Origin of the sequence: Planktothrix rubescens CCAP 1459/22, assembly GCA_904830895.1 — a bacterium.
Classification (GTDB): Bacteria; Cyanobacteriota; Cyanobacteriia; order Cyanobacteriales; family Microcoleaceae; genus Planktothrix; species Planktothrix agardhii.
Genome location: LR882958.1, coordinates 4,629,936 through 4,646,907 on the forward strand (window position 1 = coordinate 4,629,936; position 16,972 = coordinate 4,646,907).

A 16,972-nucleotide genomic window follows, 5' to 3' on the forward strand; every position below is an offset into this window, starting at 1 on the left:
AAACCGTAGTAAGCCCTTTAGGGCTATCTTAATCTAATATTAAGAGAGTCCTAAAGGACTCACTACGATAGTAAGCCCTTTAGGGCTATCTTAATCTAATATTAAGAGAGTCCTAAAGGACTCACTACGATTTTAATTTTTGTTTATTTTTGAGGATTTTGATGTTTAATTTTAATCGTCAACAAAACCCTTTACAAACCCCCCATAGTGGGTATCATTGGGATGGAAGCGATCGCCGTTTTTTTGAAGGCTGGTACTATCGAGTCACATTACCTCAAGAAAAACAGACCTTTGCCTTCATGTATTCTATCGAAGATCCCATCGGAAATCAACCCCAAAGTGGAGGCGGAGCCCAAATTTTAGGGCCCGATGATGGGTATTTATGTCGCACCTTTCCCGACGTTAAAACCTTTTGGGCAACCTCCGATCAACTCGGATTAGGACATTGGGGAAAAACCGATTTAACTGCCATTCCTGGCTATTTAGAACCCACAATTTTTGAAAATTCGATTCAACAAGGCTATCAAGGAACAGCCACCTTACATCAAGGAAAATTAGCCGATTCGGGCAGTTCTCAATATTGTAATTGGCAATATAATATTCAACCGATTTATGGCTGGGGAAATCCCAATCAACCGCAACAATCGACCGCCGGATGGTTGTCTTTTTTGCAGATATTTGAACCGGGATGGCAAATTTTAATGGCCCATGGTTTAGCCACAGGTTGGATTGATTGGAATGGTCAAATTTATCAATTTGAAAATGCTCCCGCCTATGGCGAAAAAAATTGGGGTGGGAGTTTTCCTAAACAATGGTTTTGGGTAAATTGTAATAGTTTTGATGGAGAAACAGATTTAGCATTAACGGCCGGAGGCGGGATCAGAGATGTGTTATTCTGGTCAGAATCCGTAGCTTTAATTGCAATTCATTATCAGGGAAAATTCTATGAATTTGTGCCTTGGAATTCGGAAGTTAGTTGGCAAATCGAACCCTGGGGAAAATGGCAAATGACAGCTAAAAATAACGAATATGAAGTCTGTTTGACCGCTACCACCGAACACCCAGGAACTTTATTAAGAGCACCCACCCAAGCCGGATTAATCTTTCGTTGTCGAGATACCATGCAGGGAAAAATTAACTTGCAATTAAAAGCAAGAAATAGTATAATCTTAGAGGCTACGAGTTCCCTGGGTGGAGTCGAAGTCGGGGGGGATTTATGGCAAGAAACCTGGAAAAAATAAATTATATTTCAACATCACCGAATTAAAATTTTTCAAAGCCATGTATCAACGAAGTCACACCATGAAATTTTCCCTAATTCCTGAACTCGAAAACAGTTTATACTTTTTACAGTAACTCAGACACAAACAACAATGGAATTTACAGCCACCAACACATCCTCCTTAAACTGGTCGGGAGACATCCTCGCCCTGGGTTTATTTGAAGACCAGATAGAATTAACCGGGGACTTAGCCACCTTAGATGATAAACTAGCCGGAACTCTAAAAGAATTAATCACAGAAACCGAATTTAAGGGAAAAGCAGATAGCAATATTTCAACTCGCGTGGGGGGAAATAGTCCCATTCGCAAAGTGATTTTAGTCGGTTTAGGTAAATCCGATGCTCTCAAATTAGACAGCTTACGCCGCGCCGCCGCCAATATTGCTAAAACCGCAAAATCCCTGAAAGGCAAAAGTCTTGGGGTGAGCTTACCAATTTTTGAAACTCCAGAAACCACCGCCCAAGCTATTACCGAAGGCATAGAATTAGCCCTCTATCAAGATACCAGATTTAAGTCAGAAACCGATGATAAGGGTCACGGAATTGAACAGATTGAATTATTAGGTTTACCCGGCACAGAATCCGCCATTACCCGGGCTAAACAAATCTGTTCCGGGGTAATTTTAGCCAGGGAATTAGTCGCCGCCCCCGCCAATGAAGTCACCCCAATTACAATGGCAGAAATGGCTCAATCCCTAGCTAAAGAATACGGCTTAGAATTGAATATTTTGGAAAAAGAAGACTGCGAAAAATTGGGGATGGGGGCTTTTTTAGGAGTAGCCCAAGCCTCGGATTTACCGCCTAAATTTATTCATTTAATCTATCATCCTTCAGTCACTCCTCGCCGCAAATTAGCCATTATTGGTAAAGGCTTAACCTTTGATTCCGGTGGGTTAAATATTAAACCCACAGGTGGCGGGATTGAAATGATGAAAGTCGATATGGGAGGCGCAGGGGCAACCTTTGGGGCGGCTAAAGCTATTAGTCAATTAAAACCGGACGTAGAAGTGCATTTTATTAGTGCGGTGACGGAAAATATGATTAGCGGCCGCGCCATGCACCCAGGGGACTTTCTAACAGCATCTAATGGGAAAACCATTGAAGTTAATAATACCGACGCCGAAGGACGATTAACCCTAGCTGATGCCCTGGTTTTTGCTGATAAATTAGGGTTAGATGCTATGATTGATTTAGCCACTTTAACTGGCGCCTGTGTGATTGCTTTAGGAGATGATATTGCCGGGTTATGGAGTCCCGATGATCAGTTAGCAATCGAGTTAGAAACCGCCTCCAAAACATCAGGGGAGAAACTCTGGCGGATGCCCTTAGAAGACAAATATTTTGAAGGTTTAAAAGCCATCCACGCCGACATGAAAAATACCGGGCCAAGGGCTGGAGGGTCAATCACAGCCACCTTATTCCTGAAGCAATTTGTGGAAAAAACTCCCTGGGCCCATTTAGATGTTGCTGGCCCGGTTTGGGCTGATAAAGATAACGGTTATAATAACGCCGGAGCAACGGGTTATGGGGTGCGAATGCTAGTGAATTGGGTGTTGAGTTAGTTGATCTCCTAGCAGCATCGGGAAGGGGGAATCGGAATTTGGATCATTCCCCTACCTATTACCCATTCCCTATCCTTTAACATGAACTGGAAGCCAAACACTAAAAATAGAACCCTTATCCATTTGACTTTCCACCGTAATCACGCCTCCGAGAATTTGACATAAACGCTGACTAATTGCCAGTCCCAACCCAGTCCCACCAAACCGTTTAGTTGTCGAAACATCTGCTTGAATAAAGGGTTTAAAAATATGTTGTAATTGCTCTTCAGTCATCCCAATTCCCGAATCTTTAACCCGGAATACTAAATATTGAGACGAATTAGCAACCATTGTATACATAAATTCATCATCTTCTGGAATCGGGGGTTTTTCTTGGGTACGTTCAGCAATTAAATAAATCGTTCCTTTTTCGGTAAATTTAGAAGCATTGCTGAGTAGATTTAACAGAATTTGTCGAACTTTCGGCATATCGGCATACATAGTTCCAATATTCGCTTTGGTCTTGACCTTCAAAACATTATTATTTTTTTCTGCTAAAGGGGTAGCGGTGGTAATCACATCTTCTATGAGTTGATCAACAGGAAAATTTTCTAAATAGAGAGTAACATGACCCGCTTCAATTTTAGAAATATCTAAAATATCACTAATCATATCCCGCAGATGTTTTCCCGCAGTTTGAATCCTTTCTAGGTCGGGTAAAAAGTCCGTATAGCCTAAATCTTCCGATTCATCATGGAGCATTTCACTATAGCCAATAATCGCATTTAACGGCGTGCGAAGTTCATGACTCATATTCGCTAAAAACACACTCTTAGAACGGTTAGCCGCTTCCGCTATAATTTTCGCTTTCTGTAATTCTTCCGTATATTCAGCCACCCGTTGAATTAGATGATTTAAAGATTCAGTTAATACCCCAATTTCATCGGAACTGGTAACGGGTGCTTGTAGGGCAAAATCCGATTCCTCACTCACCTGTTCTGCAACTTTAATCATAATATCCAGGGGAGTTGCAATCATATTACCCGTAAAAATTGCAAAGATTATTGCTAAACCAGTAGATAAAAATAAAGTTATGATAATAATTTTATTGCCTAAAGATTGAATTTTTTCATAATCTTTTAGAGCAGTTTCAGCCCGCTTTCTGAATCTATTTTCCATTTGGGTTGTTTCAGCATAAACCGGATAAACTTGAATAATTCCGGTTGTCCGATTCAGGTTAATCAAAGATTTTTGAACCGACTGCAAAATTTGAGGATTCAAATTCGGTTTTTCCGTAGTTTGAATCAGGGTTTCAAACTGTTCTGAATAGCTAGTCAACTGTTCTTTATAGCGTTGAGTTAAGTCCTGTAGGGCTTGATAATCCTGTTGAATTGTAACATCCATTGTTTCAGGAATATCTTGAAGTTGTTGCAATTCATTATTCATCACAAAGATATTTGAACGCAGGGCGGAAACTCCCCGTTCAATTTTTTCTATATCCTTGGTATCGCTAAAAAACTGCGCTAGATTATCCTGATTATGCTTTAACTGGAGTAGACTTTGGCTGAGTCCATCGAGAACCTTAGCTTTTTGTTGGTCAATTTCTAATTGGGTACGCAAAGGTCGCACCGAATAGGTCGCCACCAAGAAAGCAGAGGTCACACCCACAAGGACGACCCCGATTACCACCCCATAACCCCAGCCAATTTTTTGCCGAATGCTTAAACGATTAAACATAGACAGGACAATGCCAGGAGAAGTTTTACTTTTGCTTAAGTTATGTTGAGACGAAATTGGAGACATCCGTGAGGTCGCTCTTAGCCTGGAAGTTCAATACTAATTCTATGCTAGGTTGCAAAGATATTCTTTAACTATACATTGGCTGATTACCTCATCTTTGATTTGGGTGGAAGTTTTTAGGTTTTTGATTAATAAGGCTGTCAATCATAGCATTGTTTAACCTTTTGTCAATTGTAAGTATGACAATTTCAGATCTGGTACAAACTTAATGAATAAATCTAATCTATGGGTTTACACTGAGAGGATAGTGCAGTTTATGATACACGCTATTCATTCAGAGTCGTCGGTATTGCATCAGTTTTTTTTAGTGTAAATTTCAATCTAAGTTTCAACTAGCCCATACATTTGTTGAAAGAAAAGCCAAACCAAGGAAAATCAGGGTATGTCATCTAACCATAATTATATTCAAGATCAAGTGAAAACTGTCGTAGTTATTGATTCTAGTGTCGATAACTATGAAACATTATTGCAAGGCGTTGACCCAAACGCAGAAGTTATTATACTCGATCCTAATCAAGATGGAATTGCTCAAATTAGTTCTATTCTTTCTACACAAAAAGATATTGATGCCCTTCATATTATTTCTCACGGTGAAAGTGGAAGTTTACAGTTAGGGACAACTGTTATTAATGCTAATAATCTCGACCAATATTCAACCCAACTCTCCCAATGGCAAGCCAGCTTAACAGAAAATGCGGATATTTTATTATATGGATGTAATGTTGCGTCTGGAAGTTTAGGACAATCCTTCGTTACAAATTTATCCCAACTAACTCAAGCCGATATCGCCGCCTCCGAGAATTTAACAGGTGCGACTCAGTTGGGAGGAGATTGGAATTTAGAATATGCAACCGGAAAAATTGACACCCGTTTAGCTATTCAAACTCCAACTTTATTGAACTATGAGGGCGTATTACTTACCCCAGCTTTAGTTGATGAATCCTTTAAAAATAGTACCCTAGACACAGCTACACTTAATTGGCTGTATGGAAATGGTCTGGCTAATCCAACCCCATCAGATAACCTTCCTTTCTTAACAGCAAGAACTGATAGGACTGCACAAACTGGAGGGATTCCGGGCGTTCCCACAGGAACAAATCCTACACCCATTGATAGCGATGGGACTGGTGCATTAAGACTAACTTCTGTTAAAAATGCTTCCGGTACATCTCTTACCAATCAGTCCGGTTTCGTTATTTACAATACACCTATTTCTTCCACCTCTGGATTAACCATATTATTTGATTATTATTCTTATGGAGGAACTGCTGATGCAACAACTAATAAAGGGGATGGATTAAGTTTTTTCTTAATTGATGGTAGCAAATCTCCAATCAAAGCAGGAGCCTTCGGTGGTTCCTTGGGATATGCTCAAAACCGCAATAGTGGCACAGACGGCATCGCTGGAGGCTATGTTGGAATTGGATTTGATGAGTATGGAAACTTTGCTACAGAGGTCAATAGCAGTAATAATACTATTCGCGTAGGAGGCAGTCCATTAACAGGGGATACTAGCATACCGAAAAAGCTAAAACTCCCTGTTCCTGACTCGATTACAATTCGCGGGAAAGAAATTGTTCCTGTAGCGACACAAGATCGCACCACGTCTTATCCCTGGATTGCTACTTATAATACCAATACCTTACCCACAGGTGTGAATGGAATTGATGGGCCGAGTACCGCAACAAACAGAACTGACACAGGTGTTGAAAGAAAAGTAGGAATTCAACTATCTACTAATGGGCTATTAAGTCTTTTCTTTGATACTAATTCTAATGGAGTTGGAGATGCGGGTGAATATGTCTTTCAGAATTTGGATATCAAAGCAGCCAATGGAAATATAGTACCTGCTAACTTCAAGTTTGGTTTCGCTGCTTCCACAGGCGGGGCGACAAATATTCATGAAATTGCGAACTTAAAAGTATTAACCCTCGGTTCTCCCCCCGTTGTTGATTTGGATTATGCCAATATAACAGTTCCAGCAGGCTATGATTACAACACAACTTTCACTGAAGGCGATAGTCCAATTCTCATTGCTAGTTCTGATAATATTGTCCCTACGGTGAGTGATCCTGATGGGGATGATATTATTAGTCTTACCCTTGGGATTTCTGGTATTTTATCAGACCTAGATTCAGAATCTTTAACTATTGGGGGTCAACTGTTTCCCCTGAATGTAACTTCTATACCAGTAACAGTTACAGTAGGTTCTACTGAATTCACGGTTAAATACGATAATACAACAAAGCAAGTTACAATCAATAAACCCGATAACAGCAATATTTTAACGGCTGACTTACAGAGTTTATTACAGGGCATTACTTACAATAATGATTCACAAAATCCCACTGCTGGCCCTCGGACAATTAGTGTAATTGCTAATGATGGTGTTAATGTTAGTAATACTGCTGTTAGTACAATTACAGTTGTACCCGTCAACAACCCCCCAATTATCGACCTAGATGGGACGACCACCGGAAGCAACTACAGCACAACCTATACCGAAAACAGTACAGGAATAGCCATAGCTAATACAGATATTAGTATCACAGACCTAGACGATACCAATATCGAAACAGCCGTTATTACCCTAACAAATAAACAAATAGGAGACAACTTCACCCTACCCCCATTCCCCAACGGAATTAGTGGAAGTATCGACAGCAGCGTCCCTGGAAAAATCACAATTACCCTAAGCGGGCCAAGCAGTTTAAGCAACTATCAAACCGCCATCAAAGGAATTCAATTTAGCAACAATAGCGACAACCCCGACCTCACCCCTCGGACAATTGAAGTTGTTGTTAATGACGGAGATAATAATAGTAATACCGCCCAAACCACAATTAATATTGTACCGAGTCCGACTCCAACACCAACACCAACACCAAGTCCAACACCAACACCAACACCAAGTCCAACACCAACACCAAGTCCAACACCAACACCAAGTCCAACACCAACACCAACACCGACTCCAACACCAACACCGACTCCAACACCAACACCGACTCCAACACCAACACCGACTCCAACACCAACACCGACTCCAACACCGACTCCGAGTCCGACTCCAACTCCGAGTCCGACTCCAACACCGAGTCCGACTCCAACACCGAGTCCGAGTCCGACTCCAAGTCCAAGTCCAAGTCCAAGTCCAACACCAACACCAAGTCCGACTCCAAGTCCAACACCTACCCCAGTACCTACCCCAGTACCTACCCCAGTACCTACCCCAGTACCTACCCCAGTACCTACTCCAGCACCAGAGAATATTCCTCCGGTGGCTAATAACCTGAATGCTGCGGTTTTAGCTAATAGTAAGATTCCTCTCTCACTATCAGGAAGTGACTCCGATGGTACTATTGCTAGTTTTACGATTGCCAGCTTACCGGATATAGCTGATGGGGTGCTGCTCCTCAATGGTAAACCTGTGACGGCCAATCAGGTTTTAACCCCAGAAGAAGCCTCTCAACTGCAATTTCAATCTACAGGTGACTTCGATGGCGGTGGTTTTAGTTACACGGTCACGGATGATAAAGGAGCAACATCGACCGGGACGACCGTAAACTTAAACTTTCAACCCATACCCAATCCCACCCCGGAACCTATACCCAGTCCAACTCCTAATCCCACCCCCGAACCAATACCCAGTCCCAATCCGACTCCGACCCCCGAACCCACTGCCGCGCCCACCTCAACACCATTACCCAGACAAAACCGTGAGTGTGGTATTTGTCTCCCGGCTCCTAAACTCCTAGAAGTGGTATTCCCCGAACCCCCGGTGCTGGGTTTAATTTCTCCTAACCCAACCTCAAATATCCTTAACAGCACAGAGAATAACGATACTCTGACGGGAACTGTTCTGAATCAAAGTATCTTTGCCTTTGGTGGAGATGATTGGATTACCCGCCTTTACAGGGAATGACAATATCTACGCTGGCGATGGGAATGATACCGTTGATGCCTCATTCGGCAATGACTTAGTAGAAGGTGGACTGGGTAATGATTACCTGCGGGGGAGTTATGGCAACGATACCCTGCAAGGTCAAGAGGGAAATGATACCCTCTTAGCCGGAATTGATGATCTGTCGCTTACCCAGGATTTAGAAGGACAGGATCTACTTCTGGGCGGCACCGGAGATGATTTTCTCTCAGGTAACGAAAACAACGATACCCTGCTGGGGGGAGATGGCAACGATATTGCCTATGGCGGTCAGGATGATGACCTGATATTTGGAGACCATGGTAACGATACCCTCTATGGCGACCATGGCAATGATACCCTGATTGGCAGTCCCAGTGATGGTTCTGCGATCGCAGCCCAGGAACAGGACGTCCTCTATGGCTACACCGGAGAGGATTTACTACACGGAGGCATTGGCAACGATACGGTCTATGGTGGTACGGGTAATGATTTTATCTTTGGTGGCCAAGACGACGACTTACTTCGAGGGGAGTTAGGGGCGGATACCATTTATGGGGATCAAGGCAATGACACCCTCTTTGGTGACAACCTGAATATAAACGGTGAAACCGATCCTCTGAGTAACGAGGGAGATGGCCCTGACCTCCTCTGGGGTGGAGCCGGAGATGATGCTATCTATGGCAACCGCAACAACGACACCCTGATGGGGGGTGAGGGTAACGATAATGTCTATGGTGGTGAACAGGTTGACACTCTCAGGTCTGAAGACACTGAGATTCTGCGGACAGAATTAGTTTAATCTAATTCTCGCTACGATTGCCGCATATCGTCTACTGAGTTGATTGAGCATTATACCCAATCTTCCCGATACTTTTCTTAGAATGTTTGCTGCACCATTCAGGTCAGCATTAACAACAAAACCATCAGATGTCCGATAAAGCCCACGTTTAATTCTGCTTCCAGATGCTTTCCACCCCATCGGTTTTTCACCGTATTTGGGTAGGGAGTCTCCATCTAAGAAACTAGCTTTTGAAGTGTAGGCTTCTTCAGTTTCAATAAACCTAATCCCGTGCAAATCACAAAGTTGTTTTACACGGGATTTTAGTTTACCCAAAGGCATTTGAACAAACTTTTGATTATTCAAATTACCCAGATTAGCATTAGTTTTGAAACCTTCATTCCAACCAATTACCAGTGTTCCAATACCATATTTAAGACAGTGGTTAATAATTAGTTTTGCTGCTTTATTAATCCCGTCACGCATTTGGTGATTGCGCTTACGAGTTACACAGTCTAACCAATTATCCCAATAATCTTGGGATTTACCTTCTTTACGAGTTGATACTTTTTTGTTCCAAAGTTGATTTTTAGCTTTTAAGTCTCTAGCATCAATCAAAAAAGAATTTCCCAAGGTATCAACACAAGCTGCTAAGTTATCGGCAGTACCTAAATCAATAGACAACGCTTGGTTAATATCTAAGAGATAACTAGGAGGTTTAGGTCGAAAATGGAGTTGACCTTTTTCATGTAAATCTCTCAAATTCTTGAAAGATTTGAATGCTTCTGTTACCGACATTAAAGTTTGCTGCATCGGTGTTGATGGCATTGATCGTGCCAATAAAGACTTTGATACCGATGGTTTAAAAGCCAGATCAAACTTTCCTGTTAGTAATTTACCTGTCTTAAATAATGTTTGACGAGCGAAATAAATTCCCGTGTTGTACAATTTACCTGATTGTTGACAAAGGTATTCTAATAACGCACGGGTTTCTGGATCTGGAGACAACAATATTTGCTGCACTCCCATTGTTTTACTTGTTTTAGTCATTGACTCGACTATCACGACTATGTTAATTTCTTTATGATAGCATAATTGAATATTTCTAGGGGAATAAATTCCCCTGAGTCGTGTTTCCTCTCAGGTCTGAAGACACTGAGTTTCCACACTCCCATCATGATCTTATGATGTCCTGTATGGAGATGCGGGAAATGATCTCCTGTTTGGTGACCAAGGCACGGATATCCTCTGCGGTGGCAATGGGGATGACACGATCTATGGGGGTGTGGGAAGCCATAATGTCGTGGGTAATAGTTCCGACCTAGATCAACTCAGTGGCGGTGCGGGCAATGACCTGCTCTTAGCTAATGAGGGAGAAAATCTACTCTGTGGCGGTGATGACAATGATACCCTCTACAGTGGACAACAAAACGATACCTTGAACGGCGGGGCTGGGGATGATTGGTTATTTGGGGATCTCGGTGATGATTTGATCACCGGAGGTACAGGTAAAGATTATTTTGTCATCGGTGCTGGTACTGGTTTTGACCAGATTACGGATTTCCGGGTGGGAGAAGATTTCTTGGTTTTGGCAAAGGGCTTAACCTTAAACCAACTGACTATTATCCAAGAGGGAACTTCTACCTTAATTAATCTTGGAGATCAGCCCCTAGTGCGTCTGGCGGGTGTACAGGCTAATTTAATTATTTCTAATAGCTTCCAGGTCTTAGGTTAAGCTAGATCCGTAGCGTCTTCAAGTCTGTACTATTTGTGACTCGATCTCCTAATTCCCAAAAGTTAATTTTTTCCTACCTATTTGCGTCTATAACGGGTCTACTGGTCTTGTTATGGACGCTTAGGGGTCTATCTGTTTTAGCGTTTATCCCGGGTTATGTGATTTGGATTTTGCTATTTCTGTCTATTGCAACTGGAATTCTACGTTCGGCGAGCCGCTAAACTTGAGTTGCTAGGTTCACCGAACCTAATATATTATCCGCTTTGTAGCCATTACAACATGGACTAGATATTACCCATTGTTGTAATATTGCATGAAGGGGAATAATCCCACAAAAGATTTTCAAATGTTGTTGTAGACCATTTAAGGAGAGGACATGACCCAAGTTATTCTGGGTGAAAATGAACAGCTAGAGTCAGCATTAAGGCGTTTTAAGAGGGAAGTTTCTAAGGCTGGTATTTTGGCGGATGTTAGAAAAAACCGTCACTTTGAAACCCCTACAGAGAAGCGTAAGCGCAAGGCGATCGCTAATCAACGTCAAAGACGTGCTTTCCGCAAAAAACGGACATCATAGTTTTAGTTTTGTTAAGATCGGAAAACTGCTTTTGTATCTACCGCGCCCCAACTCCCGCTTAATGCTTCATGGATGCAGCAGGGAGTAACGTCGCGGATTTTGCTTTTTATAACATAAGTCTGGGAGCTTGAAAACTCAGTGTCTTCAGACCTGAGAGTGTCAATTTCTAGCAGTTATTCTCTGGAGGCGCGGTCGGGTAATTCTACAATTTCAAACCAGTAAATAGGGCTTGCTGAAAAAAGACGAAAAGCAATTAAATATAAATTCTGAACACGGATTTAACGGATTACGCTGATTTCGCTGATTTTAATTCATTTAATCTCCCAAAATCTAAAAAAATCCGTGCAATCTGTGTAATCCCCTTAATCCGTGTTCAGCCTTTATTAATTTCCTAAATTTACAATTATCTCAAATTCAGCTTTAGTTAATGGCATTATGGCGAGTCTTGGCTGTTTGACTAAGCCAATATTTGCTAATTCTGGAATTTCTTTAATCTGGCTTAATGCGATCGCTTTCTCAAAGGTTTCTACTGGCTCAAAGGTGACGCTTAACCATTTGGGATCATCGGTGGTTGGGTCTTGATGGGCGGTGACGATTACTTTCATTTTACCCATGATGCTGTTTCCTTCTTGGCTGTGGTAAAACAAGACTTGATCGTTTAGTTGCATGGCTTTGAGGTTATTCCGTGCTTGGGGGTTGCGGACGGAATAGATTTCAAATTTGCCATGTAGTAGGATTTTTTGCCAACTGTAGCGGAAGGGTGCGAATTTTACTAGCCAGTAGTTCATATTAATTAAATGCTGAACACGGATTAAGGGGATTACGCAGATTACGCTGATTTTTAAGATAACCTAAATCTGTGAGATCCGCGTAATCCGTCTAATCCGTGTTCAGATGTTTATGTTCGTATTAGTCGTTTAAATTCTAGGCTTTTACTGCCGAAGTTAATTAATAGTCCGACGTCGAGTTTATAGACTTTGAGATAGTTTAGGGATTGGGCAAAGTGGACATCTTCTAGTTGTTTGGTGGCTTTTAGTTCGACTAATACTTTTTCTTCGACAACAAAATCAGCGCGGCGTGTACCGATTGGTTCGGGTAGGTTTTTGTAATAGATTTGTTGTTCGATTTCTCTGGCAAATGTTAATCCTGCTTGATGAAATTCGTAGGCTAATGCTCTTTGATAGATTACTTCTTGAAAGCCGTTACCGAGAAATTTATGAACTTCAAAGGATGCGCCGATGATTTTTTGGGTGATGTCTTGGTGTTTGAAGGTCATAATATAAATGCTGAACACGGATTTAACGGATTACGCTGATTTCGCTGATTTTAATTCATTTAATCTCCAAAAATCTAAAAAAATCCGTGCAATCTGTGTAATCCCCTTAATCCGTGTTCAAATAGTGGGGTTAAGTTTCCGCAGGTTAGCCTTCTGAGCTTGAGATAATTTTGGATATCTACGCGCATACCAATTCTCAACCTCGGCAATGTCTTCGGCGTTAAGTCCATAGGCTTCATAGACTAATTTATCTATTTCTATCTGTTCGTGACTGGCATAGTCGTAATAAGGATCAATTTTTTGTTTTTGAATAATTGAATGGGATAATTGATTAATAGCAGAGCATCCTAAAATATTTAAAGGAAATGAGGATACTTTAAGATCGTCAACCTGTGCGTCTACAGTATGTCCTTGAAAGTTTTTGAAAAAGAACTTTAGAAGTTTTGATGAACAATAAGCCAAAGAGCAAATAACAAAAGATTCTTTAGAAAAGAACAAAGTGCAACTTTTTGTATCAAAAACAGAACCTGTTGCAACCCTAAAAGTTGGAGCGTAATTTCCAGTTCTTGAATAAGTTATACCTTTTATAAAATATGTGTCAGGACTTCTTATAATGGCGGCATTAGTAGTTTCATAATGACTCTTTATTGATGTTTTTTCTTTATACTCTCTAATTCTTTGAGCGATTGTATAAGTTTTCATTCTATTTATACTCCATTCACTCCAATCAATAAAATAATCAGTTGTGACAAAATAGTTAGGCATCCAACCATCATCAGAATCACTTTCACCACCTTTATCGTAAGGAACAATATAACGCCCACCAAAATATCTTTGACTCGAAGGATCATCTTTAGAAATGCCTTTATTGATCACATCTAAACGCAAATTCTCGTTATTTCTAATCTTGTCTAAATTCTCCTCAGTCAGCAAATACTCTCTAAAATCTTCAATACTGCGATAATTCCCCCTTGCAGCAGGATTTTGGAATAAATAAGCCTGATTATCACCAGTCGCAAGTCCTTGCTTTACATCCGCAATATCCCCTAACTTCACCACCTGAATCTCTTTTCTATTCATCTCAATCTTGCGTACTGTTAATCTTTTGCCGCCAATTTCCTGCACAATAGTTTTTGGCAGACAATCAGGATCATTACTATCATTCATCAAAGCAAACAACTTAGGACTAGCCACAAAAAATGGCAAATTACTATTAGTCCGAATCAAACCCTGCGGATAATAATAAATCCCATACTCCTCATTACTCACACATTCTTTTACCTCATCAAAATCAACCCCTCGCGCCAGCCCCAACAACTCCACAAACCGACTATAACTATCATGAACACTCACATTAGTCATATCCACCATCTGACAAACATGATCCTGATTAAAAGACTTTGACCTATTCCGTTCGCAAATAATAATCGCCGTATTTACAGTTGCCTTAAACGTATCAGGATGCACCCGAATCATCTTATGAATGTAGTTATCCATCATCTGACGGCGCAAAGCATGATGACTCTTGATCGTCATGAAAGTATCACTGACAATGTAAGCCAAAACCCCACCATTTTTTAACGGTGTTTGCTTATCACAACTTGCCAAAAACCTCGCAATAAAAGCACCATAGGGATCTTTACTATCTATTCCCAAATCCTTACGCACATCATCACTAATCTTCGTACCACCATAGGGCGGATTGCCAATCACACAATCAAAACCCTGTCCCTCAAGCTCAGGATAGAAGAAATCTAAATTAAAAAATGGAGCCGCCACCGTCGCATGGGTAAACCAATGGCGCAATAATTCCCGATTCTGTCCTGCGATATGCTTACCCATAATCTCCGTACTAAACGATGGAAAAGCACCATCTAAAACCGTCACAATGTCATCAGTTACCGATCGCTTCTCATCAATCGACAAATCAGGCTTGTAATACTTGAGTCTAGCGATTTTTAACTGGGGAATCGCACCAAACGAAAGCAAATCTGGCTGAATATTTTTGAGACTATTTGCACAAATAATTTTTGTCTCAATATTTGGCATTGGTGTAATCCCTTTCTCAACCTTTTGATCAATTAGCAAAGAGATAAAAAAGCGTAACTTGGTAATCTGTACCGCCAAAGGCTGAATATCAATGCCATAGATACTGTCACGAATAATCCCTAACTTGCGACTGTAATCATCTAAATGTTGCTTCAGTGTCTTCTCAAACTCATCACGATAATTAGCATCCACAGGTTGTAACTTTAGCCGTAACCATTTGGAATTATCTGGATCAACCAGCTTCAAAATATCAACTAACCGATGTAACACACCCATCGGAAAAGCCCCCGAACCACAGGCAGGATCAAGCACCTTAAAGCGATCAATTCCATTCACCACACCTTCACAAAAAGCATTACTCGTATTGTCTAGGATATTCTCATAAACCAACTTTTTGAGAGTTTCTACATTTGCAGGAGCAGTATGTTTTTTCAAATAGATAAACAAACTCTCATTCACCATTTCCTGAATCACCTTACGCGGTGTGTAATAGCTCCCTGTCTGCTTACGGATACTCTTAATCGTATTCTCTTCCAAATTTGGATCGAGTTCTGCCAATAGGTTCTCAAATACCAAACCCAATAACTCAGGATCTAAGGCAATATCTTCATCATAGGGCGTATTTTCTTCCAGGGTAAACTTATAGGATTTGAAAATACCATTCAAACCATTATGATAAACCTTGCTAACTTCAATCTTTTTAGCCTTACCCTTAGCCACAATCTCCTCTGTCTCAATCCCATAAAACAGAAAATTAGGCACACGCATCACCGTATCCTCAATACTTTCCTTCGCATTATCTTCATCCAAATCATCAAAAATACCACCATTCAAATATGGAATATCTATAAACCATTCAACCTGAAAGTCAGAATGTAAATACTTAGTCCATTTAAAATCTTTGAGCGACTTTTTATCCTTTTGGTTCAACGAATTAAAAAATATATTTTGCAAAACGCCGCGATAGTAGCTATTTGACTCTAAAAAGTTCTCATCCTCAAAATCTTTAACCAAAGGAAAAACCCGACCATCCCAATCTCTAAGCTCTAAAATCTCAGGTTTAATCAATCCCTTTTCCTTGATAAACCAGCAAAACATAGTTCTGGCAAGCAACCGCACCAAAAAGTTTTTAATGTTTTCCTTTTCTGGCACATAGTCAGGTCTGAAAGGAAGCTTTATATGCTGTGAGGCATAGTAAAACCAATCTTGTAAATCTGCATAAAACTGATCATTTAAAGCTTGTAATGAAAATACTGTTTGCCAATAGTCATACAACTTTTTAAAACTATTGACCTTACTCGCATCAATCTTTAAACCCTTAAAACTCTTATCGCCAAAAATAATTTTTTCATGCGCCGAGTGAATATTGCTAATACTCACATCCCTTAACAACGTTACCTTCCCCGCCTTTTCCCCTTCCTGATTCCGCTTATACTTCGATCTCTCGGTATTAGCAAACGCCAGATATTTGTTATCAGCATCAGCATACTTAAACACTACTACGACAGGCGTATAGCAAAACTCCCGATTAAAAGCCCGTGCTATTTCGGCTAAATGCGATCGCGTTGGCAACAAACCACCATCACGATTATTTAAAGTCACCCCAAAAATGATAATCCCATCATAATCCGACTTAATTTTATCAATCGCTAAACTCTTACCACCCCGAAACGCAGCATCATCAACCATCCCCAAAAAATAAACATCATCAATCAATTCAAAAGGTTCGCGATCTTTGTAATTATTTCCCAGAATATCTCTAGCATTGATCGGCTTATCCGTCACCGCATTTATCGGTACTTGCAACTCCGCAAAAAAAGCCCGTAAAGCAGGCAAAAAGTCTAATTCATTAAAAATAGTGAGTTTCATATCAAAACAAAGCCACAATCACGGATTATGCAGATTACACTGATGTCACAGATTTTACTTATTTTTATCATATAGCTTTCAACAAAAAAAATCCCTTAATCACTCTTAATCCAAAAAATCCGCGAAATCCGTGTAATCCATCTA

At 40.7% G+C, this 16,972-nt stretch carries 12 protein-coding genes and 1 pseudogene; 7 read left to right on the top strand and 6 right to left on the bottom strand.

Annotated elements, in window-relative coordinates; genetic code table 11:
• The first annotated feature begins 161 nt into the window (after nucleotides 1–161).
• Nucleotides 162–1,241, top strand: coding sequence for a tocopherol cyclase family protein (locus NMG86_RS21210; RefSeq protein WP_026785239.1), 1,080 nt, complete (start codon nucleotides 162–164; stop codon nucleotides 1,239–1,241).
• A gap of 132 nt (nucleotides 1,242–1,373) precedes the next feature.
• The gene (locus NMG86_RS21215) at nucleotides 1,374–2,843 is read left to right on the top strand and encodes a leucyl aminopeptidase (RefSeq protein ID WP_026785238.1); all 1,470 of its coding nucleotides are present in this window, start codon (nucleotides 1,374–1,376) and stop codon (nucleotides 2,841–2,843) included.
• Between the two features lie 69 nt (nucleotides 2,844–2,912).
• On the opposite strand, the gene NMG86_RS21220 is transcribed toward NMG86_RS21215, so the two are convergent.
• A complete protein-coding gene (locus NMG86_RS21220; RefSeq protein ID WP_026796452.1) occupies nucleotides 2,913–4,625 on the bottom strand; it encodes a sensor histidine kinase in 1,713 nt (570 codons plus the stop codon).
• 379 nt (nucleotides 4,626–5,004) lie between these two features.
• Here NMG86_RS21220 and NMG86_RS21225 point away from each other — a divergent pair, with 379 nt between their 5' ends.
• Entirely contained in the window at nucleotides 5,005–8,547 is a 3,543-nt protein-coding gene (locus NMG86_RS21225) for a DUF4347 domain-containing protein (protein WP_026796453.1), read from the top strand.
• A complete protein-coding gene (locus tag NMG86_RS21230; protein WP_026796454.1) occupies nucleotides 8,516–9,346 on the top strand; it encodes a calcium-binding protein in 831 nt (276 codons plus the stop codon). Before NMG86_RS21225 ends, NMG86_RS21230 begins: the two co-directional genes overlap by 32 nt.
• On the opposite strand, the gene NMG86_RS21235 is transcribed toward NMG86_RS21230, so the two are convergent.
• The gene (locus NMG86_RS21235) at nucleotides 9,338–10,375 is read right to left on the bottom strand and encodes an RNA-guided endonuclease InsQ/TnpB family protein (protein WP_199918577.1); all 1,038 of its coding nucleotides are present in this window, start codon (nucleotides 10,373–10,375) and stop codon (nucleotides 9,338–9,340) included. The two genes, NMG86_RS21230 and NMG86_RS21235, sit on opposite strands and share 9 nt — an antisense overlap.
• Before the next feature lie 139 nt (nucleotides 10,376–10,514).
• On the opposite strand from NMG86_RS21235, the pseudogene NMG86_RS21240 reads away from it, so the two are divergent.
• Nucleotides 10,515–10,571: pseudogene (locus NMG86_RS21240) on the top strand (hypothetical protein); the annotation flags it as partial.
• 39 nt (nucleotides 10,572–10,610) lie between these two features.
• A complete protein-coding gene (locus tag NMG86_RS21245; RefSeq protein ID WP_081694404.1) occupies nucleotides 10,611–11,060 on the top strand; it encodes a calcium-binding protein in 450 nt (149 codons plus the stop codon).
• A 217-nt stretch (nucleotides 11,061–11,277) separates the two neighbouring features.
• Here NMG86_RS21245 and NMG86_RS21250 read toward each other — a convergent pair whose 3' ends face one another.
• Nucleotides 11,278–11,445, bottom strand: coding sequence for a hypothetical protein (locus NMG86_RS21250; RefSeq protein ID WP_158442178.1), 168 nt, complete (start codon nucleotides 11,443–11,445; stop codon nucleotides 11,278–11,280).
• On the opposite strand from NMG86_RS21250, the gene rpsU reads away from it, so the two are divergent.
• The gene (gene rpsU / locus NMG86_RS21255) at nucleotides 11,437–11,634 is read left to right on the top strand and encodes a 30S ribosomal protein S21 (protein WP_026785235.1); all 198 of its coding nucleotides are present in this window, start codon (nucleotides 11,437–11,439) and stop codon (nucleotides 11,632–11,634) included. The two genes, NMG86_RS21250 and rpsU, sit on opposite strands and share 9 nt — an antisense overlap.
• A gap of 383 nt (nucleotides 11,635–12,017) precedes the next feature.
• On the opposite strand, the gene NMG86_RS21260 is transcribed toward rpsU, so the two are convergent.
• The 3 genes from NMG86_RS21260 to NMG86_RS21270 all read right to left on the bottom strand — a co-directional run bounded on the left by NMG86_RS21260 (nucleotide 12,018) and on the right by NMG86_RS21270 (nucleotide 16,828).
• Nucleotides 12,018–12,422: an EVE domain-containing protein gene (locus NMG86_RS21260; protein WP_026785234.1), complete on the bottom strand. Its 405-nt coding sequence runs from the start codon at nucleotides 12,420–12,422 to the stop codon at nucleotides 12,018–12,020.
• Between the two features lie 110 nt (nucleotides 12,423–12,532).
• Nucleotides 12,533–12,910 carry a GxxExxY protein gene (locus NMG86_RS21265; RefSeq protein WP_026785233.1) on the bottom strand — a complete coding sequence of 126 codons (378 nt, stop codon included), beginning with the start codon at nucleotides 12,908–12,910 and terminating at the stop codon, nucleotides 12,533–12,535.
• Nucleotides 12,911–13,027: 117 nt separating this feature from the next.
• Nucleotides 13,028–16,828 (bottom strand): HsdM family class I SAM-dependent methyltransferase, encoded by a 3,801-nt coding sequence (locus NMG86_RS21270; RefSeq protein ID WP_026796455.1) that lies wholly within the window; start codon nucleotides 16,826–16,828, stop codon nucleotides 13,028–13,030.
• Between the last annotated feature and the right edge of the window lie 144 nt (nucleotides 16,829–16,972).

Excerpts from the sequence above, each read along its gene's own strand:
- NMG86_RS21210 (WP_026785239.1), top strand. The coding sequence starts at position 162 with ATGTTTAATTTTAATCGTCAACAAAACCCTTTACAAACCCCCCATAGT.
- NMG86_RS21215 (WP_026785238.1), top strand. The coding sequence starts at position 1,374 with ATGGAATTTACAGCCACCAACACATCCTCCTTAAACTGGTCGGGAGAC.
- NMG86_RS21220 (WP_026796452.1), bottom strand. The coding sequence starts at position 4,625 with ATGTCTCCAATTTCGTCTCAACATAACTTAAGCAAAAGTAAAACTTCT.
- NMG86_RS21225 (WP_026796453.1), top strand. The coding sequence starts at position 5,005 with ATGTCATCTAACCATAATTATATTCAAGATCAAGTGAAAACTGTCGTA.
- NMG86_RS21230 (WP_026796454.1), top strand. The coding sequence starts at position 8,516 with ATGATTGGATTACCCGCCTTTACAGGGAATGACAATATCTACGCTGGC.
- NMG86_RS21235 (WP_199918577.1), bottom strand. The coding sequence starts at position 10,375 with ATGACTAAAACAAGTAAAACAATGGGAGTGCAGCAAATATTGTTGTCT.
- rpsU (WP_026785235.1), top strand. The coding sequence starts at position 11,437 with ATGACCCAAGTTATTCTGGGTGAAAATGAACAGCTAGAGTCAGCATTA.
- NMG86_RS21260 (WP_026785234.1), bottom strand. The coding sequence starts at position 12,422 with ATGAACTACTGGCTAGTAAAATTCGCACCCTTCCGCTACAGTTGGCAA.
- NMG86_RS21265 (WP_026785233.1), bottom strand. The coding sequence starts at position 12,910 with ATGACCTTCAAACACCAAGACATCACCCAAAAAATCATCGGCGCATCC.
- NMG86_RS21270 (WP_026796455.1), bottom strand. The coding sequence starts at position 16,828 with ATGAAACTCACTATTTTTAATGAATTAGACTTTTTGCCTGCTTTACGG.